The sequence below is a fragment of the Marinobacter sp. G11 genome (genome assembly GCF_021282325.1).
GTDB classification, from domain to species: domain Bacteria; phylum Pseudomonadota; class Gammaproteobacteria; order Pseudomonadales; family Oleiphilaceae; genus Marinobacter; species Marinobacter vinifirmus.
The window spans coordinates 80,990-107,505 of the sequence record NZ_JAJSPB010000004.1; the positions used below are offsets into that span (position 1 = coordinate 80,990).

The 26,516-nt window shown below is 60.2% G+C and carries 21 protein-coding genes and 1 pseudogene; 15 read left to right on the top strand and 7 right to left on the bottom strand.

The genetic code is table 11. The annotated features are described in order from the left end of the window. The first annotated feature begins 111 nt into the window (after positions 1–111). The 5 genes from hemN (at position 112) to LWH94_RS03985 (ending at position 5,634) form a co-directional block, all read left to right on the top strand. On the top strand, positions 112–1,521 hold the full coding sequence (hemN, locus tag LWH94_RS03965; protein WP_058341702.1) for an oxygen-independent coproporphyrinogen III oxidase: 1,410 nt from the start codon (positions 112–114) through the stop codon (positions 1,519–1,521). A gap of 323 nt (positions 1,522–1,844) precedes the next feature. Next, the gene (locus LWH94_RS03970) at positions 1,845–3,524 is read left to right on the top strand and encodes a sodium:solute symporter family protein (RefSeq protein ID WP_094623709.1); all 1,680 of its coding nucleotides are present in this window, start codon (positions 1,845–1,847) and stop codon (positions 3,522–3,524) included. Beyond that, entirely contained in the window at positions 3,521–3,655 is a 135-nt protein-coding gene (locus tag LWH94_RS03975) for a putative transporter small subunit (RefSeq protein WP_213016947.1), read from the top strand. The genes LWH94_RS03970 and LWH94_RS03975 overlap by 4 nt, the downstream gene beginning before the upstream one ends. Before the next feature lie 76 nt (positions 3,656–3,731). After that, positions 3,732–4,727 carry a ubiquinone anaerobic biosynthesis protein UbiU gene (gene ubiU / locus LWH94_RS03980; RefSeq protein WP_058341700.1) on the top strand — a complete coding sequence of 332 codons (996 nt, stop codon included), beginning with the start codon at positions 3,732–3,734 and terminating at the stop codon, positions 4,725–4,727. A gap of 13 nt (positions 4,728–4,740) precedes the next feature. After that, a complete protein-coding gene (locus tag LWH94_RS03985; RefSeq protein WP_232901319.1) occupies positions 4,741–5,634 on the top strand; it encodes a U32 family peptidase in 894 nt (297 codons plus the stop codon). A 41-nt stretch (positions 5,635–5,675) separates the two neighbouring features. On the opposite strand, the gene LWH94_RS19380 is transcribed toward LWH94_RS03985, so the two are convergent. The 4 genes and pseudogenes from LWH94_RS19380 to LWH94_RS04000 all read right to left on the bottom strand — a co-directional run bounded on the left by LWH94_RS19380 (position 5,676) and on the right by LWH94_RS04000 (position 10,707). Further along, the gene (locus LWH94_RS19380) at positions 5,676–7,661 is read right to left on the bottom strand and encodes an efflux RND transporter permease subunit (protein WP_269802473.1); all 1,986 of its coding nucleotides are present in this window, start codon (positions 7,659–7,661) and stop codon (positions 5,676–5,678) included. Between the two features lie 121 nt (positions 7,662–7,782). Next, positions 7,783–8,766, bottom strand: a pseudogene (locus LWH94_RS19385) (efflux RND transporter permease subunit); the annotation flags it as partial. Beyond that, complete coding sequence (locus LWH94_RS03995; protein ID WP_232901320.1) at positions 8,763–10,085, bottom strand: efflux RND transporter periplasmic adaptor subunit; 1,323 nt, start codon at positions 10,083–10,085, stop codon at positions 8,763–8,765. The gene LWH94_RS03995 and the pseudogene LWH94_RS19385, both read right to left, overlap by 4 nt. Then, on the bottom strand, positions 10,069–10,707 hold the full coding sequence (locus LWH94_RS04000; RefSeq protein WP_232901321.1) for a TetR/AcrR family transcriptional regulator: 639 nt from the start codon (positions 10,705–10,707) through the stop codon (positions 10,069–10,071). The genes LWH94_RS03995 and LWH94_RS04000 overlap by 17 nt, the downstream gene beginning before the upstream one ends. 202 nt (positions 10,708–10,909) lie before the next feature. Between LWH94_RS04000 and LWH94_RS04005 the strand changes: the two genes are divergently transcribed. From LWH94_RS04005 to LWH94_RS04015, 3 genes are all read left to right on the top strand, one after another. After that, positions 10,910–12,241: a ferredoxin reductase family protein gene (locus tag LWH94_RS04005; RefSeq protein WP_232901322.1), complete on the top strand. Its 1,332-nt coding sequence runs from the start codon at positions 10,910–10,912 to the stop codon at positions 12,239–12,241. A 50-nt stretch (positions 12,242–12,291) separates the two neighbouring features. Then, entirely contained in the window at positions 12,292–12,495 is a 204-nt protein-coding gene (locus LWH94_RS04010; RefSeq protein ID WP_232901323.1) for a YgaP family membrane protein, read from the top strand. A gap of 81 nt (positions 12,496–12,576) precedes the next feature. Beyond that, positions 12,577–13,755 carry an alpha-hydroxy acid oxidase gene (locus LWH94_RS04015; RefSeq protein ID WP_232901324.1) on the top strand — a complete coding sequence of 393 codons (1,179 nt, stop codon included), beginning with the start codon at positions 12,577–12,579 and terminating at the stop codon, positions 13,753–13,755. A 6-nt stretch (positions 13,756–13,761) separates the two neighbouring features. Here LWH94_RS04015 and ubiT read toward each other — a convergent pair whose 3' ends face one another. From ubiT to LWH94_RS04030, 3 genes are all read right to left on the bottom strand, one after another. Beyond that, the gene (gene ubiT / locus LWH94_RS04020) at positions 13,762–14,259 is read right to left on the bottom strand and encodes a ubiquinone anaerobic biosynthesis accessory factor UbiT (RefSeq protein WP_232901325.1); all 498 of its coding nucleotides are present in this window, start codon (positions 14,257–14,259) and stop codon (positions 13,762–13,764) included. A 68-nt stretch (positions 14,260–14,327) separates the two neighbouring features. Beyond that, positions 14,328–14,987, bottom strand: coding sequence for a two-component system response regulator NarL (gene narL / locus LWH94_RS04025; protein ID WP_058341673.1), 660 nt, complete (start codon positions 14,985–14,987; stop codon positions 14,328–14,330). Between the two features lie 29 nt (positions 14,988–15,016). Then, positions 15,017–16,873 (bottom strand): histidine kinase, encoded by a 1,857-nt coding sequence (locus tag LWH94_RS04030; protein ID WP_199456599.1) that lies wholly within the window; start codon positions 16,871–16,873, stop codon positions 15,017–15,019. Between the two features lie 189 nt (positions 16,874–17,062). Between LWH94_RS04030 and LWH94_RS04035 the strand changes: the two genes are divergently transcribed. The 7 genes from LWH94_RS04035 to LWH94_RS04065 all read left to right on the top strand — a co-directional run bounded on the left by LWH94_RS04035 (position 17,063) and on the right by LWH94_RS04065 (position 26,504). After that, positions 17,063–18,316: an MFS transporter gene (locus tag LWH94_RS04035; protein WP_199456600.1), complete on the top strand. Its 1,254-nt coding sequence runs from the start codon at positions 17,063–17,065 to the stop codon at positions 18,314–18,316. 119 nt (positions 18,317–18,435) lie between these two features. Continuing rightward, the gene (locus LWH94_RS04040) at positions 18,436–19,185 is read left to right on the top strand and encodes a Crp/Fnr family transcriptional regulator (RefSeq protein ID WP_199456601.1); all 750 of its coding nucleotides are present in this window, start codon (positions 18,436–18,438) and stop codon (positions 19,183–19,185) included. 84 nt (positions 19,186–19,269) lie between these two features. Beyond that, positions 19,270–21,435, top strand: a complete 2,166-nt coding sequence (nosR, locus tag LWH94_RS04045) for a transcriptional regulator NosR (RefSeq protein ID WP_232901326.1) — start codon at positions 19,270–19,272, stop codon at positions 21,433–21,435. An 82-nt stretch (positions 21,436–21,517) separates the two neighbouring features. Beyond that, complete coding sequence (gene nosZ, locus LWH94_RS04050; RefSeq protein WP_232901327.1) at positions 21,518–23,413, top strand: TAT-dependent nitrous-oxide reductase; 1,896 nt, start codon at positions 21,518–21,520, stop codon at positions 23,411–23,413. Between the two features lie 66 nt (positions 23,414–23,479). Continuing rightward, positions 23,480–24,748, top strand: coding sequence for a nitrous oxide reductase family maturation protein NosD (locus LWH94_RS04055; protein WP_199456604.1), 1,269 nt, complete (start codon positions 23,480–23,482; stop codon positions 24,746–24,748). Beyond that, complete coding sequence (locus LWH94_RS04060; RefSeq protein WP_232901328.1) at positions 24,745–25,677, top strand: ABC transporter ATP-binding protein; 933 nt, start codon at positions 24,745–24,747, stop codon at positions 25,675–25,677. Before LWH94_RS04055 ends, LWH94_RS04060 begins: the two co-directional genes overlap by 4 nt. Next, a complete protein-coding gene (locus LWH94_RS04065) occupies positions 25,674–26,504 on the top strand; it encodes an ABC transporter permease (RefSeq protein WP_022987872.1) in 831 nt (276 codons plus the stop codon). The genes LWH94_RS04060 and LWH94_RS04065 overlap by 4 nt, the downstream gene beginning before the upstream one ends. Positions 26,505–26,516 lie beyond the last annotated feature (12 nt).

Here is a 26,516-nt window from a genome sequence, read left to right on the forward strand (position 1 = left end):
ATTGGTTAAGCTGGTACACTCAGCTGATTCGCATCAAACAGTGACTGTCGCCGGTCAGGCATAATCCGCGCTTTCCGGCTTGCCAATCCTATTCGACGTTAGAGTTTTACTATGGCTTCTGATACTGCTGCAGCAAACAACCTGCCCGCTTTTATTTGGGACGAGGCGCTTATCCGCCGCTATGACCTGAGCGGCCCACGCTACACGTCGTACCCCACGGCGGTGGAGTTCACCCCGAACTATTCCATTGAAGACATGGTTAAAGCGGCAGGCCGCAGCAAGGCCTCCGGCGGGCCAATCTCGCTCTACACCCACCTGCCGTTCTGTGCGCACCTCTGCTACTACTGCGCCTGCAACAAGGTGATTACCAAGAAGCGCGACAAGGCCATGCCTTATGTTGAGCGGGTACTGAAAGAGGCGGCCATCCAGTCGAAACTGTTCGGTGCCGACCGGCCCGTCCAGCAGCTGCACTGGGGCGGTGGCACACCCACCTTCCTGCCCCGGGATGTGATGCAGCACCTGATGGCTGGTTACGGTGAGTTGTTTAACCTGCAGTCTGGCGATGAGCGGGACTACAGCGTGGAAATCGACCCCCGTGAAGTGGACGAAGATACCCTGTCGACCCTGTGGGAACTGGGCTTCAACCGCATCAGCCTGGGCGTGCAGGATGTGAACCCGGAAGTGCAGAAAGCGGTGAACCGCATCCAGCCCCGGGAGATGACCGAAGCAGTGCTGAACGAAGCCCGCCGTATCGGCTTCCGCTCCATCAACCTGGACCTGATCTACGGCCTGCCGCACCAGACTCCGGAAAGCTTTGCCGAAACCCTGGAGTCGGTGATCGAGATGTCTCCGGACCGCCTCTCGGTGTTCAGCTACGCGCACCTGCCGGACCGGTTCTACCCGCAGACCCGTATCCAGGCTGACACCCTGCCGAGCCCGCAGCAGAAGCTGACCATTCTGCACAACACCATCAATCGCCTGCTGGAAGCCGGCTACGAATACATCGGTATGGACCACTTCGCCAAGCCGGACGACAGCCTGGCGGTGGCCCAGCGCGAAGGCCGCCTGCACCGGAACTTCCAGGGTTACACCACCCACTCTGATTGCGACCTGGTGTCTCTGGGTGTGTCTGCTATCGGCCAGACCGACGATGCCTACTTCCAGAACAACCACGACCTGCCGTCGTGGGAAGCGTCCATCGATGCCGGCCAGCTGGCCATCATCCGTGGCGTAGGCCTGACCCGCGACGACCGTATTCGCCGCTGGGTGATCGGCCAGCTGATCTGCCAGTTCCGGCTCGATCGCAAGCAGTTTGCCGATAAATGGAACGAAGATTTCGACCGCTACTTCGCGGATGAAATGAGCCGCCTGAAGCCGATGATCCAGGACGAGCTGATTGCGGATTCCGGTTCCGTGCTGCAGGTTCAGCCGGCCGGACGGCTGCTGATCCGGGCCATTTGCCAGATCTTCGATCTGTACCGTAAAGAGGGCGCCAGCCAGCGGTTCTCACGGATTATCTGATCGTACACTAATATTCTGTCCTCTAAAGACTGGACTAGGGGGTGCCAAATGCGTATGGTTTGGCGCTCCCTCCTCCGGGCTGTTTCTATTTGTGGTGAAGAGGACAGAAAATACCATGACATCTAAAGACTTTCGTGGCCAGCTGGCCCATCTGAGCTTCCCTTAGCAAGTCTGACCTCCGGGCGCCCCTGCCCACCTTTCGTTGCCCCGCTGCAACACCTCCGCGTGTGCGGACTTTCCAGACGAATGGCTCCACCCTGGCGAGCAACCTGTGCGTTGCAGACTGCCGGTGGGTTTCTGTCGTTTTGAACAGAGGTTGAGATTTGAACGAGAACGGATTTACCCAATTTTCGACAATCACCGTATTGTTACTGCTTGCCGCCTTCTACGGCGGTACCTACCTGCTTACCTTGCTGATTCGCAAGGAAAAAGAAGATACCTCCGGCTTTATGGTAGCCGGTCACCATGTCGGTTTCGGTATGGGCGCGGCCAGTATGACCGCCACCTGGATCTGGGCTGCGTCTTTCTACGCGGCAGCCACCTCCGGGTACACCTACGGGGTGTCCGGGCCGATCCATTATGGCCTCTGGGGCGCGCTGATGATCCTGTTCATCTACCCCTTCGGCCGCCGGTTCCGCAAGCTGGCCCCCAACGGCCATACCCTGGGTGAGCTGATCCACGCCCGTCATGGTTCTTCCAGCCAGCTGATCCTGGCCGGGTCCAACGTGCTGGGCAGCATTATCAGCCTGATGGTCAACTTCACGGCCGCCGGTGCGCTGGTGTCGGTGCTGTCGCCGTTGTCTTTCGAAACCGGTGTGATTGTGGCCGGTGTGGGCGTGTTGGCCTACACGCTGACGTCCGGTTTCCGGGCCTCGGTGTTTACCGACTTTGCCCAGCTGGTGGCGCTGATGGCGATTGCCATTATTATTATCCCTGCGGTTCTCTACTCTGCAGGCGGCCCCAGCGTCATGGTGGAAGGCCTGAGCAAGATGACCGACGAGCAGGCCAACCTGTTCTCGGTGGAAGCCATCATGAACCAGGGCGCACCTTTCTTTGTGGCGGTTCTGGCCTATGCCATCGGTAACCAGACCATTTCCCAGCGCCTGTTTGCGGTGCGCGAGAAGAACATCAAGTCTACCTTCGTGACCGCCACCATCGGTTACGGTGCAATTGTGATCGGCCTGGGCATGATTGGCCTGATGGCGCTGTCGGTTGGTGTAGAGCCCATCGACGGCAAGATGAATAACCTGATTCCGCAGATGGTGTCTACCTACCTGTCGCCGTTCTTCGTGGCCCTGTTCTTTATCCTGGTGATCGGCTCGCTGTCGTCCACCGCGGATTCTGACCTGTCCGCGCTGTCTACCATCATGATGGCGGATGTCTACGGCAAGAACATCGCCAAGGACAACCCAAACCCGAAAGTGATGATGCTGGTTGGCCGCATCACCATGATTGTGGCTACCGTGGCGGGGCTGATCTTTGCCAGCTTCTCGCTGGATATCCTGGTGATGCTGGTGTTCGTCGGCGCACTCTGGGGTGCCATCGTGTTTCCGGTGATCGTCAGTTGCTACTGGGACAGGGTCACCAATTCCGCCTTCACCTGGTCGGTGGTGGTGGCCATGGCGCTGTTCTGTATTGCCCGCTTTGAGCTGCTGGAAATGACCGGTATGACCGTACTGGCCTTCGAGATCCTGGCGTCTGTCGGCGGAGCCGTGGTGATCGGCATGATGGTGTTCGGTTTCTTTGGCCGCGCGGCAGGACTGGTTGCCGGTGCCATAACACTGGTGGCCATGCTGATGTTCGCCACCGGGTTCCTGAGGGACTACATGGTGTTGGTAGCCTCACTGACGGCCTACGGTGCCAGTGCCGTGGTGTGTACCGCCATGACCCTGCTCAGCAAGGAAGAACGCTTTGACTTCGACCTGATCAAGAAACGGGTTGGTGACTATGACGACGCCGACAGTGAAGGCACTGCCGGCCTGATTCCGGAGGGTGCGAAATGACAAACGAACTGGTTTACGGTGCTTATATCCTGGTGTGGCCGGCCATCACCCTGGTGGTGCTGGGCGTGATCTGCGGCGCGGTAGCCCGGGATGTCCGCCAGGCCCGCAACAACGATGATGACCTGATCTGACCCCGGTCTGACAATGGTCAATGCGCCGGCAGGCCCGGGGCAGTAGGTTAGCTCCTTCACCACGTGGAGGAGTGTAATGGAACTTGTCTGCCCTGCCGGTAGCCTGCCGGCCCTGAAAACCGCTGTGGACAATGGTGCCGATGCGGTTTACTTCGGTTTCCGAGACAGCACCAACGCCCGCCAGTTTGCCGGCCTGAATTTCAACGAGAAACGCGCCGGGGAGGGCATTGAATACGCCCACTCCAAAGGCAGCCGTGTGTTCTGTGCCATCAACACCTATCCGCAGCCAGACGGCTGGGAGCACTGGAAAGGTGCGGTAGACCGGGCAGCATCCATTGGTGTGGATGCCATCATCCTGGCCGATATGGGCCTGCTGGACTACGCCGCCAACAAATACCCGCACATCCCCCGCCACCTGTCGGTACAGGGGTCGGCCACCAGCCACGAGGCCCTCTCGTTCTACAAAGACAACTTCGATATCCGCCGCGCCGTATTACCCCGCGTATTGTCGCTGGACCAGGTACGGGGTGTCGCTAAACACAGCCCTGTTGAACTGGAAGTGTTTGCCTTTGGCAGTCTGTGCATCATGGCGGAAGGCCGTTGTTATCTGTCGTCCTATCTCACCGATGAATCCCCGAACACCCGTGGTGCCTGCTCTCCGGCCAAGGCCGTGCGCTGGCAGGAAACCCCGCAGGGGCTGGAGTCGCGCCTGAACGATGTGCTGATCGACCGCTACGGCCCCGGTGAAAACGCAGGTTATCCCACGCTGTGCAAAGGCCGCTTTGAAGTGGAAGGCAGTGTGTACCACGCCATTGAAGAACCGGTCAGCCTGAACACCATGGATATCCTGCCGGAGCTGCAGGAACTGGGCATCAGCGCGGTGAAAATCGAAGGCCGGCAACGCAGCCCCGCCTACATTGCCGACGTGGCCCGCACCTGGCGCCAGGCGCTGGACGGGCTGGCGGCGCACCCGGGCATGTTCACGGTAGAGGATGCCTGGCGTAACACCCTGTCTGGCCTTTCCGAAGGTGGCCTGACCACCATCGGCGCCTACCATCGCAAGTGGAAATAAGGTTGTATCCATCATGATGAAGCTATCCCTGGGCCCGATCCTCTGGTTCTGGTCCAAGCAAAGCGTGTTTGATTTCTATGCCAAGGCCGCGGAATGGCCGGTCGATACCATCTATCTTGGCGAGGTGGTGTGCTCCCGCCGCCGGGAACTGAAACCTGATGACTGGCTGGACCTGGCCCGGGATTTGAAAGCCTGTGGCAAGAATGTGGTGCTCTCCACCCTCACGCTGATTGAATCCGAAGCGGACCTGCGCCGTCTGCGCCGGTTCTGTGAACAGGACGAATTCCTGGTGGAAGCGAACGACCAGAGCGCCCTGCAGGTGGCTGTCCGCAACAAGATTCCGTTTATCACCGGCCCGTCCATGAACATCTACAACGTGGCCACCCTGAAAATCCTGGCCAGGCAGGGCTTGCAGGGCTGGAACCTGCCGGTGGAATTGGGCAAGGAAACCCTGGGGCAGTTAATCAGCGAGCTGAAGGCTGAAGGCCTGGACCTGCCTGCCGAAGTGTTCTCCTGGGGCTTCCTGCCGCTGGCCTGGTCGTCCCGCTGCTTTACCGCCCGCCATTACAACCTGCCCAAGGACAATTGCGAGTTCCGTTGCCTGGAGCATCCGGATGGCATGGAACTGCGCTCCCGGGAGAGCCAGGAACTGTTCCGCATTAACGGCATCTCCACACTCTCCGGTTCCCGCTATGACCTGATGCGGGAGCTACCGGATATGGAGCGCATGGGGGTCAGCACTGTGCGCCTGAGCCCGGAACATCAGGGCATGGACGAGGTGGTCAAACGTTTTGATCAGGTCCGCCGGGGGCAAGTGCCGGCCGCCGACCCGCTGCAGCTGGTAGAGGCACCACCCTGCAACGGGTATTGGTATGGCAAGCCGGGCATGGACCTGGTAGGTGCCTGAGCACTAGCAAAAGGCCGGGGCATTGAACCCGGCCTTTTGCGTCAGGGCCCGTTATTCCGGGCCCAACCCAGATCCTCAAGAATGGCATAGAGCGCTGGCAAGGCCACCAGGATCAGCACGGTGGATACCAGCAAGCCGAACACCACCGAGATCACGAGTGGAATCACCGCCATGGCCTGGGTGCTGGTTTCCGCCAGCAGCGGCAGCATGCCAGCGACCGTAGTGCTGGTGGTAATCAGGATGGCCCGGAAGCGAGCCCGGCTGGCGGCACCGGCAGCTTCCTGTGCGCTCATGCCCTGTTCCCGGTAGCTCTTGATGAACTGCACCAGCAGGATGGCGTTGTTCACCACAATCCCGGCCAGTGACGCGGCACCGATCAGTGAGGGCATGGACAGGTTGTAGCCCATCAGCAGGTGGCCCCAGACGGCACCCATAAATGCGACCGGAATGGCCAGCATCACGATGACCGGCTCCAGGTAACTACGGAACTGGAACGACAGAATCAGGAAGATCCCCAGCAGGCCGATCAGCAAGCCCCGGGCGATGGACTGGCCGGTTTCCCGGGAGCGGGCGGTCTGGCCTTCGACCTGCAGGGTGATTTCCGGCCATTGCTCCTGAAGTTTCGGGAATACCTGGCTCTGCAAATCCGCCACGATGGCATCGGCGTTGGTCGTCCGGCCGTTCACATCGGCAGACACGGTGACCGTGCGCAGGCCGTCAATCCGGGTCACCTGCGCCCACTGGCGTTCCTCGGTTATATCGGCCACCTCCCGCAGGGGCACCATCTGGCCCTTGCCGGTGGTGATCACGGTGTCTTCCAGGAACTGGCGGGTGTTGCGTTCGGCGCTGGTCTGGCGCACCAGGATTTCGATGTGCTGATCACCAATCTGCACCGTATCCACAATATCCCCGAGCAGCCCGGTTCGGATCTGGCTGGCCACGTCGGATGCCGTCAATCCGAGCGACAGGGCGCGGTCGTTCAGCGACAGGGTGCGCTGGGGCTTGCCGGGGCGAAGATCATCCAGCACGTTGAAGGTACCGTTATAAAGGGCAACTTCGTCGCTCAGATACCGGGCGGCGGCTTTCAGCTCATCCAGGTCAGTACCCTGCAGGCGCACTTCAATGGGGATGCCCGCGGGGCCGAAACCGGGTTCCTGGATGTTGAGGGCGATCAGGCCGGGGATATCTCCGATCTCTTCATACCAGCGGTCGGTGAGGGTAGCCAGGTCCACGGTGCGCAGCTCCGCGGTCAGCAAATCGGCCATCACCGTGGCCACGTGGGCGCCTTTTTCACCGGCGCCGGCGTGCTGGTTGAAGCGGGTCTGGATGTTTTGCACCAGCGCTTGCTGGTCGGGCTGGTCTGGCGTGTATTCCTCGTTGAGCCGCAGCATGGCCGAGGTTATGCGTTCGGTAATGGCCCGGGTCTGGTGCAGGGGAGTGCCCTGGGGCATCAGTACCCGGGCTTCGAGTACATCGCCGTCGATTTCCGGCATGGCTTCCATGCGCACATGGCCGCCGGCCATCAGCCCCACCGAACCCAGCAGTATCAGCAGCATGGCGGCCAGTACGCCGTAGCGGAACCGGATGGCGCGGTCGGCCAGTTGCCCCACTTTCTCCCGGACGTTTTCAAAGCCGTTGTCGAAGGCGGAACGAAAGCGGGAAGGGGCCTTCTCGCGCCTTTTGCCCAGGCCGCTTTTAAGATGGTGAGGTAGTATCCAGAAGGCTTCGATCAGCGAGGCGGCCAGCGCGGCAATCAGCACCACTGGCAGTACCTCCAGCACCGCTCCCAGCTCTCCGGCCAGAAACGCCAGCGGGATGAACACGGACACCGTGGTCAGGAAGGAGGACAACACCCCGGGCAGAATCTCCTGGGTTCCTTTGGCAGCCGCCTCCAGCGGGCTGTTGCCGTCGGCGTGCCACTGGGCAATGTTGTCGGTGATCACCACCGAATCGTCCATCACAATACCGATGGCCATCAGCAGTGCCACCAGGGTAATCATGTTCAGGGACAGGCCGGTGAGGGCCATCACCACAAAGGCACCGGCAAAGGCGGGGGCGGAAGAACAGGGCCCAGAAGGCAAGGCGGGGGCGGAAGAACAGGGCCATCACCAGGCCCACCAGCACCAGCCCCGTGATGCCGTTGCCCACCAGCATTTGCAGGCGGTCCTTCACAATCGAGGTCATGTTCTGGGTGATTTCCAGCTCGACATTGCCACCACGGCGGGCTTTTTCCTCGTCGATAAAGGCTTCCAGGGAATCCATCACCCGCAGGGCATCGTCGTGGCGGTTCTTGTGGATCTCCAGAACGATGGCGCGCTGGCCGTTGAAATCCACCCGTTCTTCTTCCCGTTCGTGGGCCTCGGTGATGGTGGCAATGTCGCCCAGCGTCAGCACAGCGCCGGCTTGTCCGCCTATAACCGGCAACTCGGCGAGGGCCTGCAGGGAACGGCGTTCATCCACAAACCGCAGCTGGATGTCCTGGCTGTCGGTCTCGATGGTGCCCAGGGGCATGTCCAGGTTCTGGCTGTTGATGGCCCGGGCTATGTCGCGTACGCCGAGGCCATACTGGCGTAGCTGGTCGCGGGATACTTCGATGTGCCACTGGCGCTGGGACAGGCCCACGGGAATCACATCGGCCACACCGTCCATGGCGAACAGGCGGTCTTCCAGCTGGCTGGTGTAGGCTTCCAGGTGAGAGAAACTCATGGGCCCGTACACGGCGATGGCCGCCACCAGGCTGGTGCGATAAAGCTCCCGGATGACCGGGTCTTCGGCTTCTTCGGGCAGGTCGGTCAGGGCTTCGATTTCCGTGCGGATATCATCCAGGAACCGGCCCATGTCGCCCCGGGGTTCCATGCTGGCTATGGTCTGGGCCTGGTTGTCCCGGGCGGTACAGGAAACCTCCTTCATGTAATCCACCCGCTGCAGTGCTTCACCCAGCCGCTGGCAGATGGCTTCCTCCACATCCGCAGCGGTGGCACCCCGGTATTCCATGGTGATGCTGACTTCCGGCGGCAGGTAGTCGGGGAAGGTTTCCCGGGTCAGGTTGGGGGCAGCGAACAGGCCTACTGCCAGAATCAGGATCAGCAGCAGGTTGCCGGCGGTCGGATGCCCCGCGAACCAGCGGATCATGGCTGATCTCCCGGAGCAAGCAGGGTGCCGTCGATGGCAGGAACCAGGTCATCCAGAACCAGCCGGTCTCCCGGTGCCAGTCCGTCATCGATAATGACATCTTCACCTTGTTGCCAGGCGACAGACACTGGCTGGCGCTGCAGGCGGTTGTCCTCATCGGCAAGGTAGACCACACCCTGATGCACCGCGCTGGCCGGGATGACGATGACGGGCTCGGGAGTCTGCGCGGTAATGCTGGCCTGCACGAACATATTGCGGACCAGGGGCGGGCGTGCTGGCGGATTGGCGTTGCGGTAGGGTTCGTCTACAGAAATAACGGCCTGGACTGTGCGGGTGGCCGGGTCCAGGCTGCTGGTGACCCGGGTGAGTTTGCCGGGCCAGTGGGCATCCGGCACGTTGGTGGGGGTTACCCGGATATCAAGTTCGCCCAGGGGCAATTGGTCATGAAAGTCGGTGAAGTGGTTGGTGGAGCCCGTTTCCGGCAGGCTGCGCCCGGACAGCTGCGACAGCACCCGGCGCAGTTCCGCCACTACCAGCTGCACGGTGGCTTCGGCGCGGGTGATGTCGTCGGCAATAAACAGCGTCTGCCCGGGGCTGACATGCTGGCCAGTGTCGATGTCGGCCTGGTGGACACGCAGATCCCAGGGCGCTTCAAAACGGGTGTCGTCCAGGTCTTCCCGGGCACTGGCCAGGGAAGATTCCGCTCGGGCCTTGCGGGCCTGCAGGGTGTCACGTCGGACCGGAACCAGGTTCAGCTGGTTGCGCAGGGACTGGACCGCCTGCTCCTGTTGCAAGGTGGCCCGTTGCTGCTCGTCGTACCGGGTTTGCGACAGGGCACCCCGCGCCACCAGGGTTTCTGCCCGGTCCAGCTCCCGACGGGCCAGTGTCAACCGGCGTTCTTCCAGCTTCAGTAACTCGCCGGTATTGAGTTCTTCCTGCTCAAGCTGTCGCAGTTCCGCTTCAATGCCTGTCAGGTCCGCCCTGGCGGAAGCTTCGGCCAGCTCGTAACGGGTAGGGTCGATTTCAAGCAGCCGCGTGCCCTCTGGGATCATATTGCCGCTCTCCAGATCCGGGTGTTTCCAGATAACCCGGCCACCCACGTTGGCCACCGCATTCCAGCTTCGGGCCGGCAGCACCTGACCATAGCCGCGGGCTTCGGTACGGAACTTACGGGGAGTGATTTCCATTATCCGCACCGGCGTTGCACTTGCCTGTGCCTCGCCCCTTTCCGGTGGCTGTTTCAGTTTTATCATGATCACCACAAAGGCAATGCCGACAATCAGGGCCAGCGCCAGGGTCAGTTTATTTTTCCGGGTCATTGCTCATCTCCTGAAAACTGGCGCTGTAAAGTTTGAAAACTCGGGGGGCAGTCTGCTCAAGCGTCGCAATCTCTCCGCTGACCATTGCCTGAACCACCAGCCCCTGAATGGCGCCGAGGTACAACACCGCCGCCGCTTCGGTATCGATACCGGCGGCTATGCGCCCCTGTTCGATGCCTAGCTTCAGTAAACCGACCACCTTTTTGCGGTAGCGGGCAAGGGCCTGGCGGACGATGGTTTTGGCGGGGCCGTTGCCGGGTTTTTGCAGCTCACCCAGCATCAGGCGGGGAATGCCCGGGTGTCGGGCGATAAAGCCCACATGGGCGCGAAACATGGCTTCCAGGGCCTGATCAGCGTGTTCGTGCCGGTCCGCCTCCCGGAACACCTGGCTGGTCAGTTGCTCCGAGACCCAGCCTGCCACGGATTCCCACAACCGGTTCTTGTTCGGGAAATGCTTGAACAGCGCCCCCTGCGACAGCCCCACTTCATCGGCAATCCGGGCGGTGGTCAGGGTAGCCGGGTCCTGCTCGGCACACAGCTGAATAACCGCTTCGATAGTGGCGGACTGGCGCAGTTCGGTGCTTTGGTAGGTGCGTTTATCGGGCGCTTTTGTGGTTGCCATTGGAGCTTCCCTGAAAGAAAGTAATCAATTGCTTTATTCTGGTAGGTGATTGCCGATTACGCAAGAAGCAAGGTGAACAAGCCGTGGTTCAGGGTGTAGGTAAAAGCCGTGTAAAGGTCACCCGGTTTGATTTACCTCAAGCATTACGATCGGTGGTAAGCGTAGTTTGCTATTTGTTGATGGCGACGCAGAGGAAATTGCCATGTCGCGTATTCCGTTGTTTTTCTGGGGGCTGGTTGCAGTCGTCAGTGCTGTCTGGTTCGTAGCCGATAGCCTCTGGGTGAGCCCGTTTGCTTACTTCCCGTTCCGGTCGGTGTTTGTGCAGTATTCGGGGGTTCTTGCTGTGGTCATGATGGCGGTGGCTCTGGTGCTGGTGCTGCGGCTCCGGATTCTGGAGCGTTGGGTTGGTGGCCTGGACAAGGTGTACCGGCTGCACAAATGGCTGGGCATTGGCTCGCTGGTACTGGCCACGTTGCACTGGTGGTGGGCGCAGGGCACCAAGTGGATGGTGGGCTGGGGCTGGCTGGAGAAGCCGGCCGGCAAAGGGGCCGGGCAGCAACTCACCGGTCTTGAAGCCTGGTTCCGCAGCCAAAGGGGGCTGGCAGAAACTTTGGGCGAGTGGGCCTTCTATGCGGCTGCGGTGCTGATTGTGCTGGCGCTGGCGAAGGCTTTTCCCTACCACCTGTTCCGTAAAACCCACAAATTGCTGGCGGTGGTGTTCCTGCCCCTAGCCTGGCACAGCTTTATCCTGATGGAGTTTGATTACTGGGCAGCGCCCATTGGCTGGCTGACTCAGGCCGCTGTTGTGGCTGGCAGTGTTGCAGCCGTTTTGCTGCTGGTGGGCTGGCCGGGCAAGGTTCGGAAGGTACCGGGGGAGGTGGTTTCGGTCACCCGATATCCGGAGCTGAAAGTTTTCGAATTTCTGGTGAAGGTAACGCAGGGGTGGTCTGGCCATAACCCCGGGCAGTTTGCCTTTATCACGTCGGATGCTGCGGAAGGCCCGCACCCTTACACCATTGCATCAGACTGGAACCCGGAAACCCGGTGCCTGAAGTTTGTGGTCAAGGAACTGGGGGACCACACCCGCCGGGCCAGCCGCCGGATCGGCGAGGGTATGCCTGTTACGTTGGAGGGGCCCTATGGCGGCTTTGATTTTGAAGATGATTGCCGCACCCAGATCTGGGTAGGGGCGGGCATCGGTATTACTCCCTTTATTGCCCGGATGGGTCGCCTGGCGGGCCGTCCTGACAGCCGCACTGTCTATCTGTTCCATCCTACTGCGGATGTCAGCGAGGAGGCCCTCGCAAAGTTGCGGGCAGATGCGGAAGCCGCGGGCGTTAACCTGGTCATTCGATGCAGCCGCACCGAAGGCCGGCTGACGCCGGAGGAAATCCGGGATGCGGTACCCGACTGGCAGAATGCCAGCCTGTGGTACTGCGGCCCGGTGGGGCTGGCCAATACGCTGTTCAACCAGTTCCGGAAATGGGGTATGCCGGCCCGGCGGATGCACCGGGAGTTTTTTGATATGCGCTGACCGGCACCCGGGTGTATAACTGTAATTCCAGTTTCTTCAGGAGGTTTGCTATGACAATCAACGAAGGACTCCGCCTGATGGCAGGCGTGTTCATCCTGATTTCCATTCTGCTCGCCCACTATGTGAGCCCTTACTGGCTGCTGTTCACCGGCTTTATTGCCCTGAACCTGATTCAGTCATCGTTCACCAAGTGGTGCCCGGCTATGATGATCCTCAAGAAAATGGGGTTGAAGGAGGAAAAACCGATTAACTGACTGGTTGTTTCGGCAGGCTTGCGCTCGCGAACGCGGTTATAGAGAATTCCGTAGCAAACACAATAAAAACAGGAGTTTTCCATGCTGGCTCCGGCCTCCGTTGATGATTACCGGCTGCTTGCAAGGCGCCGTTTACCCCGCATGCTGTTTGATTACCTGGATGGCGGCGCCTTTTCTGAATCCACCCAGCGCGCAAACCGTGAGGCCTTTGGGCAATGGCGTTTCCGGCAGCGGGTCATGCAGGATGTCTCGGCGGTGGATACCTCCTCCACGTTACTGGGCCAGCCGGTGGCCTTGCCGCTGGGCCTGGCGCCCATGGGGCTGGCCGGTATGCTGGCTACCCGGGGCGAAACCCAGGCTGCCCGGGCCGCGGGCCAGTCAGGAATACCTTTCTGCCTGAGCACGGTCTCTATCTGTTCTGTCGAGGAAGTGGCCGAGGCTGCGCCGGAGACAGACCGCTGGTTCCAGCTTTATGTCCTGAAGGACCGAAACTTCTCTGCAGACCTGCTGCGCCGGGCCTGGCAGGCCGGTTATCGGGTGCTGGTGTTTACCGTCGACCTGGCCCGCTTGGGGCTGAGATACAGGGATGTCCGTAACGGTATGAACGGAGGCCTGTCTGCCGTTGGCAAGCTGCGCAAGGCAGCGGACCTGTTGGGCCATCCGCGCTGGCTGTCCCGTGTTGCTCTTGGCGGCAAGCCGCTGACCTTCGGAAACCTGGCCAGTGTGGTGCCCTCCGGGCGTAAACCTGAGGACTTCAAGGCCTGGGTCGAAAGTCAGTTTGATCCATCGGTTACCTGGAAAGACCTGGATTGGGTGCGGGAAAACTGGCCGGGCAAGCTGGTGATCAAGGGCGTGATGGAGCCGGAGGACGCCCGCTCGGCGGTGGCGGTCGGGGCCGACGCCATTGTGGTATCAAATCATGGTGGTCGTCAGCTGGACGGCGCGCCGGCTTCACTGAGCGCCTTGCCCGCCATGGTGGATGCAGTGGCCGGGGAATGCCAGGTGCTGGTGGATGGTGGTGTTCAGACCGGCCAGGATGTTGTCCGGGCATTGTGCCTGGGGGCTAGTGGTTGCCTGATAGGGCGCCCCTGGGGCTATGCCCTGGCGGCCGGTGGTCAGGCGGCTGTTGAAAACCTGCTGACCAATATCCGGTATGAAACCGAGCTGACACTTTCGCTGATGGGCAAAACGGCGCTTGATCAGTTGTCCCGGTCAGACCTTTTGTCGCTGGACGAGCTGCAGGCGCTTAGCCGCGCCTGAGCTTGTTCAGGACTTGGTGAAGAGCAGTTTCCGTGGGCTGAAATCCCATTCCAGGCTGTCCAGCAGGTTTTTCAGGGCCAGCCCCAGTTCGGTGTCGCCTTCAATCACCAGGCGGCGCTGGAAAAACAGCTGGTCCGGGTCCTGCTTGCGCTCGGCGAGGGTTTTGAACGCGGCCAGGGAGCCACGGATGGTGGCTTCGCCCGGGCCGTCGACAATGCGCAAACGCCCGGCCCAGAAACCGAAGGTTATCCCGGGGTGGCCGCCGTTTACTTCCAGCCGGATTCGCCGGCCCTCGAAGTCATCAAATTCCCCCTCGGCCATGGCCTCGGCAAACAGCCGGTTAAGCGGAGCTTCCGCGACCAGCTGTTTGAAAGGTATGGGGATTGACCGTTCAATGGTGCCCAGAGCCGGTGCCGGCGAGGGCAGGAACTCTTTCAGCACTGCCAGGGATTGATCCATCAAGGGGCTGTGCAGGGCAGCAATGGGGGGTAGCGAAAAGGCCATGGTTTACTCCGGGCGGTCAGAAACCCGCCCAGAGTAAAGCAAAAAACCCGGGGGTGATTTGATATAACTCAGCCCTTGTGCAGGCCTTCTTCCACAGCCCACACGGCAACCTCTACCCGGGAGCGCAGGCTCAGTTTCTTGAGCAGGTGTTTTACGTGGACTTTCACTGTGCCGTCGCTGATGTCGAGTTTGCGGCCGATCATCTTGTTGGACAGGCCTTCGGCGATCAGTTTCAGGATGTCCTTTTCGCGTGGGGTCAGGCTGTCGAAATCCGGGCGCGAGGCCTGTTGCGGCTTGTTGGAGCGCAGGGCTTCGGCCAGCAGGGTGGTCAGCCGGTCGCTGATCACCATTTTGCCAACGGCTGCCTGGTGCAGCTGGGCGATCATGTCGTCCGGTTCCATGTCCTTGAGCAGATAGCCATCAGCGCCGGCGCGCAGGGCGGCAACCACGTCGTCTTCCTGGTCTGAAACGGTGAACATGATAATGCGGGAGCTGATGTTCTGGGCCCTGAGCCTTTTCAGGGCTTCAATGCCGTCCATCTCCGGCATGTTCAGGTCCATCAGGATCAGGTCGGGCTCTATCTCGGTCGCCATCCGGATGCCGTCGGCGGCGTTGCTGGCTTCGCCGACAACTTCCATATCCTGTTCCATGCTGATCAATTGCTTGATGCCCTGGCGCAGCAAGGGATGATCGTCTATCAGCAGGATACTTGCGGGTGTTTCAGACATATTCTTTCTCGTTTAAGGCATTTGTCGGTTCAGGCGGTTGATGACTGCACGGCAATCAGGTTCCGGCTTTTGGGAACGAATGTTAACTCAACTTCCACGCCGCCTTCCTCCCGGTTTTTCACTTCTACGGTTCCGCCCAGAGTCCTGGCCCGGTCCTGCATGATCACCATGCCGTAGTGGTTCACGGGTTGTCCGCCTCCGGGCAGGCCTTTGCCGTTATCCCTGATACGGGCACAGACTCTGGGAGATTCAAATACGACCTCTACAGCAATGTCGGTGGCATCGGCATGCTTGACGGCATTGGCCAGGCCTTCCCGGATAATCTGCAGGGTGTGGATCTCTTCGTTGGGCGACAGGGTCTGGGGCGGCAGGTTGTACTCCAGTGCCACCGGCCGGCCCAGCCGTTCAGAGAACTCATCGATGGTTTTGCTCAGGGCACTGGCCAGGTCCGGTGTATCCAGTTTCAGGCGGAAGGTGGCCAGTAGCTCCCGCAACTGGCGGTAGGCACTGTTCAGGCCGGTGCTGAGTTCGTCCAGGATCTCGCTGTGCAGTTTTTCCTGGTCACCACTGATATTGAGCCGGCGCAGCCGTGTTACCTGCATTTTCAGGTAGGACAGGGACTGGGCCAGGGAATCGTGCAGTTCCCGGGCGATGACGGTGCGCTCCTCGGCCAGGGTTTGTTGCTGCTCTTCGGTAATCTGGCGTTCCAGGAATATGGCCGTGGCCAGCTGGTCGGTCATGGTTTCCAGCAGTCGGCGTGACATATCCGGCAAGCCCTTGTCAGCGGGATACCAGACTTCCAGCGTGCCCAGCAACTGGCCCGGGGTGCGGATGGGCAGCAACAGGCGACGGCCGTCGTTGCCTTCCAGTGGCAGGTCGTCGTACACCTCGGGTGTGACCAGGCACGCGTTGCAGTGGTGGTCCCGGCAGTAGAACGGGCGCTTGCTGGTGGCGGTGGTTACCGCCTCGATGGGTTCTGGTGAGCCTTTTTCATGCAGGTACAGGCGGATAGGGCCGATGCCCAGAAGCCGCTCCAGCTCCTGCAGGATTGGAATGGCACCGCTGCACAGGTCGTGGTTGGCGAACAGGCCGCGGCTGGCAACGTGCATGGCCTGCAGGGCGGAGTGGCTGATTTCCAGTTCTTCGGTTTTCCGTTGTACCCGGTTTTCCAGCTCGTAGTAGGTCAGAGCCAGTTCGCTGGTCATCTGGTCAAAGGCCTGGCCCAACCGGGCCAGTTCGTCGTTGCCTTTCAGGTTGGCCTTGTGGGAAAAGTCCTGCTCACCCACGGCAGTGGCAATGTGGATCAGTTTGCGCAGCGGGCGGAGTACCCGGTTTTTCAGGTCCAGGAACAGTGCCATCACAATCAGGATGGAAAAAATCATGCTGATGATCTGGATCAGCAGCAGCAGGTCGATACGGGCTTCCGTGCGTTGCTCCAGCATGGAAACCAGCAGGTCGACTTCGCTGGTGTACTGTTCGATGGACGCCACGATAGCGGGGGTCAGCGGTGTGCCGGCCTCATGCTGCTCGATTTCCGGCTTCAGCCGGGTCAGCCACAACTGCTTGACCTTCTGGTACTGCAGAGCCAGCGGGTGGTCGGTGCTGCGTGGTATGGAGCGCACAATGGCGGAGGTTTCCAGCCGGTTCTGGTAACTGGCTGTCTGGGCTTCGATACTGGCATCGCCGTTGGTCAGGTCTGTAGTGGCGGAGCGGGCTGCAAGCTGGAATGCTGCCATGCGCAGGGCGCCGGCCTGGTTAATGGCGGTCGCGTTGCCCTCGATGCTGCTGGAAATGCCGAGGGTAGTGGCCATGCTGACGATAGCCGTCAGGACAATAGCGCCGATCGCAACGGCCAGTCGGTTTACCAGCGGGCTTCTGGAAGTCATTCGTAGCAGGTGTTCCGGATAATGGTCATATAAAAGGCAGCTTCGGGCGGATTATGGCTGAAAGCCGCTACTCGGGATACCTCTTTGAGGATAGTCAATTACCCCGATAGTTGGTAACCCATCATAGCTTTTGACCTTGCGCTACGTAAAAGCCGAGACTGAGAATTGGTTTTTTTGCAGGGTGAATAAATGCACGCGCTTCCGGAACAGGACGACGAAGAACTGGCCTCGCTGGCGGTGGTATTGCCGTTGGCACTGGCAGGCTTTGTGGTGGCTGCCGGTTGCTGGACGCTGTTTGCGGTGGCGGGCGTGCATGTGAAGGCCCAGCTGGCGCTGTCCAGTGTCCAGTTCGGAGTGCTGCTGGCGGCGCCGATGGCGGTCAGCGCCCTGCTGGCCATTCCGGCGGGCCTGTGTGCCCGGCGTTTCGGTGCCCGGGCAGTCATGTTGTTTTGCCTTACCGGCCTGGCCTTGTGTATGGCGCTTCTGCTGGTGGCCAACAGTTACCCTGCACACCTGATTGTGGCCGCGGGCCTTGGGTTGGCGGGCGGTTTTTACAGTGCCGGCCTGCATTATGTGACCAGCCATTGCCGGCAAAGGCTGGGGCTGGTTCTCGGAATTTTTGGCGCCGGGGTTACCGGTGCGGCCTTCAACTATTACCTGGTTCCGCTGTTCCACGAAGCATACTCCTGGCAGGGGGTGCCCCTTGCCTACCTGACCGTGCTGCTGCTGGTGATTGCGTTGGTGCTACTACTCACGGACGCACGCCAGTACGGCGCCGGGGAGGGTGCTCGTTCCACGGGCCGGCCAGTATCCGAGCTGTTGCGTAACGGGCGCTCGCTCCCGCTGTGCCTGTATTTCGGCGTGGTGGCCGGCAGCTTTTTTGCCCTTGCCCTCTGGTTGCCGGACTTTCTCTCTGCCCAGTTCGGCTTGCAGCTGGGGGCAGGTGCCCGCATGGCCCAGTGGTTTGTTATCCCCGGCGCGCTGGCCCAGATTGCCGGCGGTGCGCTGTCAGACCGGCTGGGCAGCACCCCGGTGACCGCCCTGGCACTGATTGCCAGCCTGGTTGCCCTGTTTGTGTTGTCCTACCCGCCCATGACCCTGCACATCCGCGGGGTGGAAGGGGATATCGTGGTCAACTTCGCGTTGCCGGTTATCCTGGAACGGGGGTTGGTAATCCTGCTGGGGGTGGCCCTGGGCTGCGCCATGGGCAGTTTGCAGCGGGAGGTCATACTGGCCAACCGGGCCGAGGCCTCGCTGTTTGCCGGCCTGCTGCTGGTGAGCGCTTGCTCCGTGGCCTTCCTGCTGCCCGTGGCCTTTGGTGCCATTAACCAGTGGCTGGGCATCCGCACGGCGGTTTTCATGCTGTTGTTCGGTCTTTTAGGGCTTTGCCTGCTGATGTTTGCGGTAGGCACCCGCCATCGCGTTTATCAATATTTGAGTTAGATCAAATGTCAGGCGGTAATTGCCCGGATACCCCCATCGGGGGAGGGAATTCGGCGTGTCTACCCTCTAGTATTAAAACAATGATTTTGTATGCATGAAAATGCACAGGGGATACACCGATGGCCATGATGCAAGTTGCAGACAACCGATACTCCAAGCCCGTACTGGTAGCCGTAAACCAGACCCTGAGCGAACAGGACGGCGTTGATGCGCTCCGTAACCACACCTTGTTCCGCACTCTGCGAGACGAAGATCTCGACGGGCTGATCCAGCAGTCCCGCCGGCTTCGCCTGGGCCATCACCAGCTGCTGTATCGCCAGGATATGCCGGCTCACCATTTTTTCTTTGTCATCTCCGGCCGGCTGCGGCTGTACCGCCTGGACTCCTCCGGCATCGATCGCACCCTGGACAGCCTTGCGCCCGGTGACTGCTTTGCCGAGGTGATGATCTATGCAGACCCGCCCAAGTACGCCTGCTATGCCGAAGCGCTGAAATCCAGCGAAGTGCTGATGATCCCGGTGAAGGCCTACCAGAATTTGCTCACCCAGCACCCGGAATACGCACAGGCTGCGCTGCGCCACTATGCCCAGCGTGCGGTAACCCGGTTCCATGACCTGGAAATCATGACGGTACAGAGCGCCCGTGACCGCCTGGTGCGCTATCTCATCGATCTGCTGCCGGAGGGAACTCGCAACGGCGGCGAAGTGGAATTGCCGTTGCCCAAGTGCCTGGTAGCCTCCCGCCTTGCCATGCAGCCTGAAACCTTCTCACGGATTCTGGCCGACCTGAAATCCAGCGGGCTGGTGCGGGTTAATCGCAGCCGCCTGTTCATCGCCGACCCCCAGCGGTTGATGGATCTGAGTCTCTGATTCCGGTTGAGGCCCTCGGGCCTCTATGCCCATAGAGGTATTTGATTTTTCAGGAATCTCGTCCAACCTTGTAGTCATTCAAACATGTTTGGGGAATTCTTTGTGATTGCTGTCACCCGGATTGCTTTGTCTTTTTTGCTGTTGTTTCTGGCCAGCGCCGTTTCCGCTCAACCCCTCTCTGAATACGACCCGCTGGCCGGGCGCCAGGTGATCGAGAGAGCCATTTCCGGGGTGACTGATTTCAGCCCGGTTGAGGGTAACCGGGCCGTCCAGGAACTTTATGCCGGGGAAGAGCTGGTGGGCTATGCCTACCAGACGATCGATTTTGTCCAGACTCCGGCCTACTCCGGCAAGCCCCTGAACGCCATGGTGGTGCTGGATACCGACGGGGTGATCAAAGGCTCCAAGGTTATCCACCACGACGAACCGATCCTGCTGATCGGTATTCCCGAGCAAAAAATGCATGACTTCACTGACCAGTACGCCGGGCTGAAAGCAGACCAGCGTGTAACGGTAGGTGGCAAGTCATCCGAGCGCCGTGTGGCGGTAGATGGCCTGTCCGGTGCCACGGTGACCGTGATGGTGATCAACGAAGTGATCATGCGCACCGCCCACCGCGTAGGTGGCGAGCTGGGCCTGATCGAAGTGAATGCAGGCAGCAAGCGCCCGCCGGTAGCGGAAGTAGACACCGAATCGTTCCAGGACAAGACCTGGGAAGAATTGACCGGAGATGGTTCCGTTCGCCGGCTGCTGCTGGCCCGCGGTACCGTAGACGACGCTTTCAAGGGCGGCCCCGCTGAAGGTGTGGAAGCTGCCGCACCGGATGAGCGGGATGACCCGCTGATCGACCTGTACGCCACCTATCTGAATGCCCCCACCATCGGCCGCAACCTGCTGGGCGAGAGCCAGTACCAGTGGCTGATGTCCGAGCTGAAAGACGGTGAGCATGCCATCGCGGTGATGGCCAATGGTGAGTACTCCTTCAAAGGTTCCGGCTACGTTCGTGGCGGTATCTTTGACCGGGTGCAGATTCGCCAGTTTGGTGACACCTTCAACTTCCGGGATCTCGACTTTTACCGCCTCAGCGATGTCTATGCCGAGGGCATGCCTGACTTTTCCGAGATGGCCATTTTTATTGCCCGGCAGCAGCATAAGTTTGACCCGGGTACTCCCTGGTCCCTGGAGCTGACGGTCAAGCGCCAGACCGGCCCGCTGGACAGCGAATTCGCGGTATTCCCGCTGGAATACCAGCTGCCGGACCAGTATTACACCCGTGCCGAGCCGGTTCTGACCGAAGAGGAATGGCTGGAAGAGCAGCCCCTGTGGGTGCAGGTGTGGTACCAGAAAGAGTTCCAGCTGATGGTGTTGGGCGCAGGCATTGCCGTGCTGCTGTTCATACTGTTCTTCCAGGACTGGCTGGTGCAGAAGCCGAAGATGATGCGCTGGATCCGTCACGGCTTCCTGGTTTACACCCTGTTCTTCATCGGTTGGTACGCGCTCGGGCAGCTATCTATCGTGAACGTGCTGACCTTCGTGAACAGTTTGATCAGCGGCTTTACCTGGGAAACCTTCCTGATCGACCCGATGCTGTTCATCCTCTGGTCTGTGGTTGCCGGCATCGTGCTGCTCTGGGGCCGTGCGGTGTACTGCGGCTGGCTGTGCCCGTTCGGCGCCCTGCAGGAGCTGATCAACGAAATTGCCCGCAAACTGAAAGTGCCCCAGTACACCGTGCCTTTCGTGTGGCACGAGCGGCTGTGGGCGATCAAGTACATCATCCTGCTGGTGCTGTTCGGTGTGTCCCTGGAGTCCATGGCCACCGCTGAGCAGATGGCCGAGGTGGAGCCGTTCAAAACCGCTATCACCCTGCATTTCGACCGTAGCTGGCCGTTTGTGACCTACGCCGTGCTGCTGCTGGTGGTGAATATCTTCACCCGCAAGGTGTACTGCCGCTATCTGTGCCCGCTGGGTGCCGCGCTGGCGCTGCCCACCAAGCTGCGTGTGTTCGACTGGCTCAAGCGCCGCAAGGAGTGCGGTAACCCTTGCCGGCTGTGTGACCACGAGTGTGAAGTACAGGCGATCCACCCGGATGGCACCATCAACTACATGGAATGCCACTACTGCCTGGATTGCCAGATGACCTATTTCGATGACCACAAGTGCCCGCCACTGATTGTTAAGCGCCGTGGCAAGCGCCGTGGTCAGAACGCACCCGGCCGCCCGGAAGAAATCCCGGTGGTACAGGTGAGCTGAGTAGTCCCGAGGAGCCAAACATAAGGCCCCGGAAAGCCATGAGAAGCAATAACCGCCATAACCAATAACGGAGTTGGATGCTATGAAAAAAAGAGATGATCTGACCAAGGATACGCCGGAGGCACCGGAAGGTGGTCTGAGCCGTCGTCGCTTTATGGGCGCCGCAGCGCTCGCAGGCGTAGCCGGCGCAACCGGTCTTGGTTCATCCATCATGACCCGTGAATCGTTCGCCGCTGCCGCCAAGGAAGCCAAGAACAAGATTCACGTCGAGCCCGGCGAACTGGACGAATACTACGGTTTCTGGAGTGGTGGCCACCAGGGTGAAGTACGTGTTCTGGGCGTGCCGTCCATGCGCGAACTGATGCGGATTCCGGTATTCAACGTGGACCCGGCGACTGGCTGGGGTATCACCAACGAGAGTAAAGAGATCCTGGGCGGCGACCAGCAGTACCTGAACGGCGACTGCCACCACCCGCACATCTCCATGGAAGATGGCCGTTATGATGGCAAGTACCTGTTCATCAACGACAAGGCCAACACCCGTGTAGCCCGTATCCGTCTGGACATCATGAAGACGGACAAGATTACCCATATTCCGAACGTCCAGGCCATTCACGGTCTGCGTCTGCAGAAAGTGCCGCGCACCAAGTATGTCTTCTGCAACGCCGAGTTTGTCATTCCGCAGCCGAACGACGGCAGCGAATACAGCCTGGAAAACAGCTACACCATGTTCAACGCGATCGACGCGGACACCATGGAAGTAGCCTGGCAGGTCATCGTAGACGGCAACCTGGATAACACCGATGCCGACTACACCGGTAAGTACGCAGCCTCTACCTGCTACAACTCCGAGAAAGCCAACGACCTGGCTGGCACCATGCGTAACGACCGCGACTGGGTCGTTGTGTTCAACGTCGAGCGCATTGAAGCCGCCATCAAGGCCGGTAACTTCAAGACCATCGGTAACTCCAAGGTTCCGGTTGTAGACGGCCGCGGCAAGTCCGACGTTACCCGTTACATCCCGGTACCGAAGAACCCGCACGGTCTGAACACCTCTCCGGATGGCAAGTACTTCATCGCCAACGGCAAGTTGTCTCCGACCGCCTCGGTCATCCAGATCGACAAGCTGGACGACCTGTTCGATGACAAGATCGAGCTGCGTGACACCATCGTGGCCGAGCCAGAGCTGGGCCTCGGGCCCCTGCACACCACCTTTGACGGTCGTGGCAACGCCTATACCACGCTGTTTATCGACAGCCAGGTATGTAAGTGGAACATTGCCGATGCCATCAAGCACTACAATGGCGAAGAGGTGAACTACATCCGCCAGAAGCTGGATGTTCACTACCAGCCGGGCCACAACCACGCGTCTCTGACCGAGTCCCGCGACGCCGACGGCAAGTGGCTGGTGGTATTGTCCAAGTTCTCCAAGGACCGCTTCCTGCCGGTTGGCCCGCTGCACCCGGAGAACGACCAGCTGATCGACATTTCCGGTGAGGAAATGAAGCTGGTACACGATGGCCCGACCTTTGCCGAGCCGCACGACTGTATCCTGGTGCGTCGTGACCAGATCAAGACCAAGAAGATCTGGGACCGTGACGATGCCTTCTTCGCCCCGACTGTGGAGCGTGCCAAGAAAGACGGCATCACCCTGGAAGCCGACAACAAGGTTATCCGCGACGGCAACAAGGTTCGTGTTTACATGACCTCTGTAGCGCCGCAGTTCGGTATGACCGAGTTCAAGGTGAAAGAAGGTGACGAAGTGACGGTTACCGTAACCAACCTGGATACCATTGAAGACGTAACCCACGGCTTCTGTATGGTAAACCACGGTGTTAGCATGGAAATCAGCCCGCAGCAGACGTCGTCTGTTACCTTTACGGCCGGCAAGCCCGGTGTGTACTGGTACTACTGCAACTGGTTCTGCCATGCGCTGCACATGGAAATGGGCGGTCGTATGCTGGTCGAAAAGGCCTGATCACTGCTCCTGGCAAGGAGTCCCGGTTTCGGGGCTCCTGCCTTCACCTTTTTCCGAGAACATTTGATGTACCAGATTCTGCGTTATGGGGTGGCCCTGTCAGTCGCTCTCTTATCGCTTGCCGCTCATGCGAACCTGCAACAGCAGCTTGATAACCTGGAACCGGGTTCGGCCATCGAACTTCCTCCCGAAACACTTTCGCCACTGGCTGTCAGGGTGCCGGGTGTTACTGTGTCCTGCGCGCCAGACACTGTGATTGATGGCGGGGGCAAGGGCAACGCTGTGCATATCCTGGCCGAGGAAGTCACTTTATCCGGCTGCACGGTGCGCAACTGGGGCAAGGACCTGAACGAACTGGACGCGGGCATTTTTGTCGCCCGGGAAGCCAGGGGATCCACCATCGAGAACAACCAGCTGCAGGGGCCGGCTTTCGGCATCTGGCTGGATGCGACACCGGATGTGACGGTGCGCAACAACCGAATTCGAGGCGATATCAGCCTGCGGTCCCAGGACCGGGGCAACGGTATCCACCTGTTCAATACCACCGGGGCGCTGATTGAAGACAACGACATCAGCCAGACCCGTGATGCCATCTACATCGAAACCGCCAATAACAACAAGATCCTCAACAATGTGATGACGGATCTGCGGTATGGCATCCACTACATGTATTCCATGAACAACCTGCTGGAAGGCAACCTTACCCGAGGCACCCGCACCGGCTATGCCCTGATGCAGAGCAAGCGCCTGACCGTCATCAACAACCGCTCGGAAGACGACCAGAACTACGGAATCCTGATGAACTTCATTACCAACTCCACCTTGCGGGGTAACGTGGTGAAGGGTGTGTCTGAAGGGCAGACCGGTGACGTGATGATTACCGGGGGCGAAGGCAAGGCGGTGTTTATCTACAACTCCCTGTATAACACCTTCGAAGGCAACCTGTTTGCCGACAGCAACATCGGCATTCACCTGACCGCCGGCTCTGAAGACAACGAAGTTTTCGACAACGCCTTCGTGAACAACGAGCGCCAGGTCAAGTATGTGGCCACCCGCACCCAGTCCTGGGCCAAAGAGGGCAAAGGCAATTTCTGGAGTGACTACCTGGGCTGGGACCGCAACCAGGACGGCCTGGGCGATGTACCCTATGAGCCCAACGACAACGTGGACCGGCTGCTGTGGAAATACCCGGAAGCCAAGGTGCTGATGTTCAGCCCTGCGGTCGACACCCTGCGCTGGGTGCAGGATGCCTTCCCGGTAGTGAAATCTGCCGGTGTGAGTGACCCCCATCCGCTGATGCGAATTCCCGAGTACCTGGAATCGGAGATCCGATGAACTGTTTTCGACTTGATAACGTCAGCCACCGTTACGACAAGGCGACGGTGCTGCACGGTGTTGACCTGCGGCTGGAACCGGGAGAAATCCTCGGCCTGTTCGGCCACAACGGGGCTGGCAAAACCACCTCGATCAAACTGATCCTGGGGCTGATGAAGCCTACCGAAGGCAAAGTGTCAGTCCTCGATGGCGAGGCCGGCGACCCGAATGTGACCCAGCATATCGGTTACCTGCCGGAGAACGTGATGTTCTACCCGCAGCTGACCGGCCGGGAAATTCTCAGCCATTTCGCCCGTCTGAAAGGCGCACCCCTGCGCCAGGTGCCGGAACTGCTGAAACAGGTGGGCCTTGGTGACGCCATGGACGCCCGCACCAAAACCTATTCCAAAGGCATGCGCCAGCGCCTGGGCCTGGCCCAGGCCCTGCTCGGCAAGCCCAAACTGCTGATGCTGGACGAACCCACCGTCGGCCTGGACCCGGTGGCCACCGCAGACCTGTACCGGTTGTTGCGTGATCTGCGCGACGAAGGCACCGGCATCGTATTGTGCTCCCACGTACTGCCGGGTGTTGAACCCTACATCGACCGCGCCGCCATTCTGACCGAAGGCGCCCTGAAAGCCGCCGGCGACCTGCCATCCCTGAGACAGCAAGCCAACATGCCGGTTACCCTGAGCCTGTTGCCCAGCAACAGCCTGGCGGCGCTCGAAAAAGTGATCGAACAGGCAGGGGAGAGCACCGGCCTGATGATGAAAACCGATAACGGACGACTGCAGGCAGACGTGAGACCCCTGGAAAAAATGCCCCTGATCCAGACCCTGATGAACTCCGGCGAAGTAGCCGACCTGGGTATTCACCAGCCCAGCCTTGAAGACATCTACGTGCACTTCATCGGCTCCGGCGGCCTGGCACATCGTGGAGGCAGCCAATGAACGCAATCTGGACCATCGCCCGAAAAGAACTGAGCGACAGCCTGCGTAACCGCTGGCTGGTAGCAATCTCTGTGGTCTTCGCCACCCTGGCACTGGGCATTGCCTGGTTCGGCGCGGCCGCTTCCGGGCAGGTAGGCTATGCCTCCACCCCCGCCACCATCGCCAGCCTGGCCAGCCTGGGTATCTTCCTGATTCCCCTGATCGCCCTGCTGCTGGCCTACGATGCCATCGTCGGTGAAGAAGAAGGCGGCACCCTGTTGCTGCTGATGACCTACCCGCTGAGCAAAAGCCAGCTGCTGCTGGGCAAATTCATGGGCCATGGCCTGACCCTGGCCCTCGCCACCCTGATCGGCTTTGGCGTAGCGGGCATTGCCATTGCCGTCCTGGTAGAAGACGTCGGCATCGGCGCCCTGGCCGTGGCCATGGGGCGCTTCATCGGCTCCACTATCCTGCTGGGTTGGGGCTTTATCGCCCTGGCGTACCTGGTCAGCGTCCGGGTCAGCGAAAAGCCCGTCGCCGCCGGCATGGCCCTGGCGATCTGGTTCTTCTTTGTCCTGATCTTTGACCTGATGCTGCTGGGCGTCCTGGTGGCCAGCGAAGGCAAACTCAACCCCGAATTACTGCCCTGGCTGCTGATGCTCAACCCCACCGACATCTACCGGTTGCTCAACATAGTCGCCTTCGGCGACAGCAGCCAGCTGAGCGGCGTCCTAAGCCTGGGCTCCGACCTGCCCATCGGCGCCGGCGGCCTGTGGCTCGGCCTGCTGGTATGGTGTGCCGTTCCCCTGGGCGGCGCCCTGTTACTGTTCAAAAACCGAAGAATCTGACCCTCACCGGAG

Coding starts and splice junctions, on each gene's coding strand:
- narL (WP_058341673.1), bottom strand. CDS start 14,987: ATGTCTGAAACACCCGCAAGTATCCTGCTGATAGACGATCATCCCTTG.
- LWH94_RS04015 (WP_232901324.1), top strand. CDS start 12,577: ATGCTGGCTCCGGCCTCCGTTGATGATTACCGGCTGCTTGCAAGGCGC.
- hemN (WP_058341702.1), top strand. CDS start 112: ATGGCTTCTGATACTGCTGCAGCAAACAACCTGCCCGCTTTTATTTGG.
- LWH94_RS04030 (WP_199456599.1), bottom strand. CDS start 16,873: ATGACTTCCAGAAGCCCGCTGGTAAACCGACTGGCCGTTGCGATCGGC.
- LWH94_RS03995 (WP_232901320.1), bottom strand. CDS start 10,085: ATGACCCGGAAAAATAAACTGACCCTGGCGCTGGCCCTGATTGTCGGC.
- LWH94_RS04055 (WP_199456604.1), top strand. CDS start 23,480: ATGTACCAGATTCTGCGTTATGGGGTGGCCCTGTCAGTCGCTCTCTTA.
- LWH94_RS04065 (WP_022987872.1), top strand. CDS start 25,674: ATGAACGCAATCTGGACCATCGCCCGAAAAGAACTGAGCGACAGCCTG.
- LWH94_RS19380 (WP_269802473.1), bottom strand. CDS start 7,661: ATGGCCCTCACCGGCCTGTCCCTGAACATGATTACCCTGGTGGCACTG.
- LWH94_RS04005 (WP_232901322.1), top strand. CDS start 10,910: ATGTCGCGTATTCCGTTGTTTTTCTGGGGGCTGGTTGCAGTCGTCAGT.
- nosR (WP_232901326.1), top strand. CDS start 19,270: ATGTTTGGGGAATTCTTTGTGATTGCTGTCACCCGGATTGCTTTGTCT.
- LWH94_RS03985 (WP_232901319.1), top strand. CDS start 4,741: ATGATGAAGCTATCCCTGGGCCCGATCCTCTGGTTCTGGTCCAAGCAA.
- ubiT (WP_232901325.1), bottom strand. CDS start 14,259: ATGGCCTTTTCGCTACCCCCCATTGCTGCCCTGCACAGCCCCTTGATG.
- LWH94_RS04035 (WP_199456600.1), top strand. CDS start 17,063: ATGCACGCGCTTCCGGAACAGGACGACGAAGAACTGGCCTCGCTGGCG.
- LWH94_RS04060 (WP_232901328.1), top strand. CDS start 24,745: ATGAACTGTTTTCGACTTGATAACGTCAGCCACCGTTACGACAAGGCG.
- LWH94_RS03975 (WP_213016947.1), top strand. CDS start 3,521: ATGACAAACGAACTGGTTTACGGTGCTTATATCCTGGTGTGGCCGGCC.
- LWH94_RS04010 (WP_232901323.1), top strand. CDS start 12,292: ATGACAATCAACGAAGGACTCCGCCTGATGGCAGGCGTGTTCATCCTG.
- nosZ (WP_232901327.1), top strand. CDS start 21,518: ATGAAAAAAAGAGATGATCTGACCAAGGATACGCCGGAGGCACCGGAA.
- LWH94_RS04000 (WP_232901321.1), bottom strand. CDS start 10,707: ATGGCAACCACAAAAGCGCCCGATAAACGCACCTACCAAAGCACCGAA.
- LWH94_RS04040 (WP_199456601.1), top strand. CDS start 18,436: ATGGCCATGATGCAAGTTGCAGACAACCGATACTCCAAGCCCGTACTG.
- ubiU (WP_058341700.1), top strand. CDS start 3,732: ATGGAACTTGTCTGCCCTGCCGGTAGCCTGCCGGCCCTGAAAACCGCT.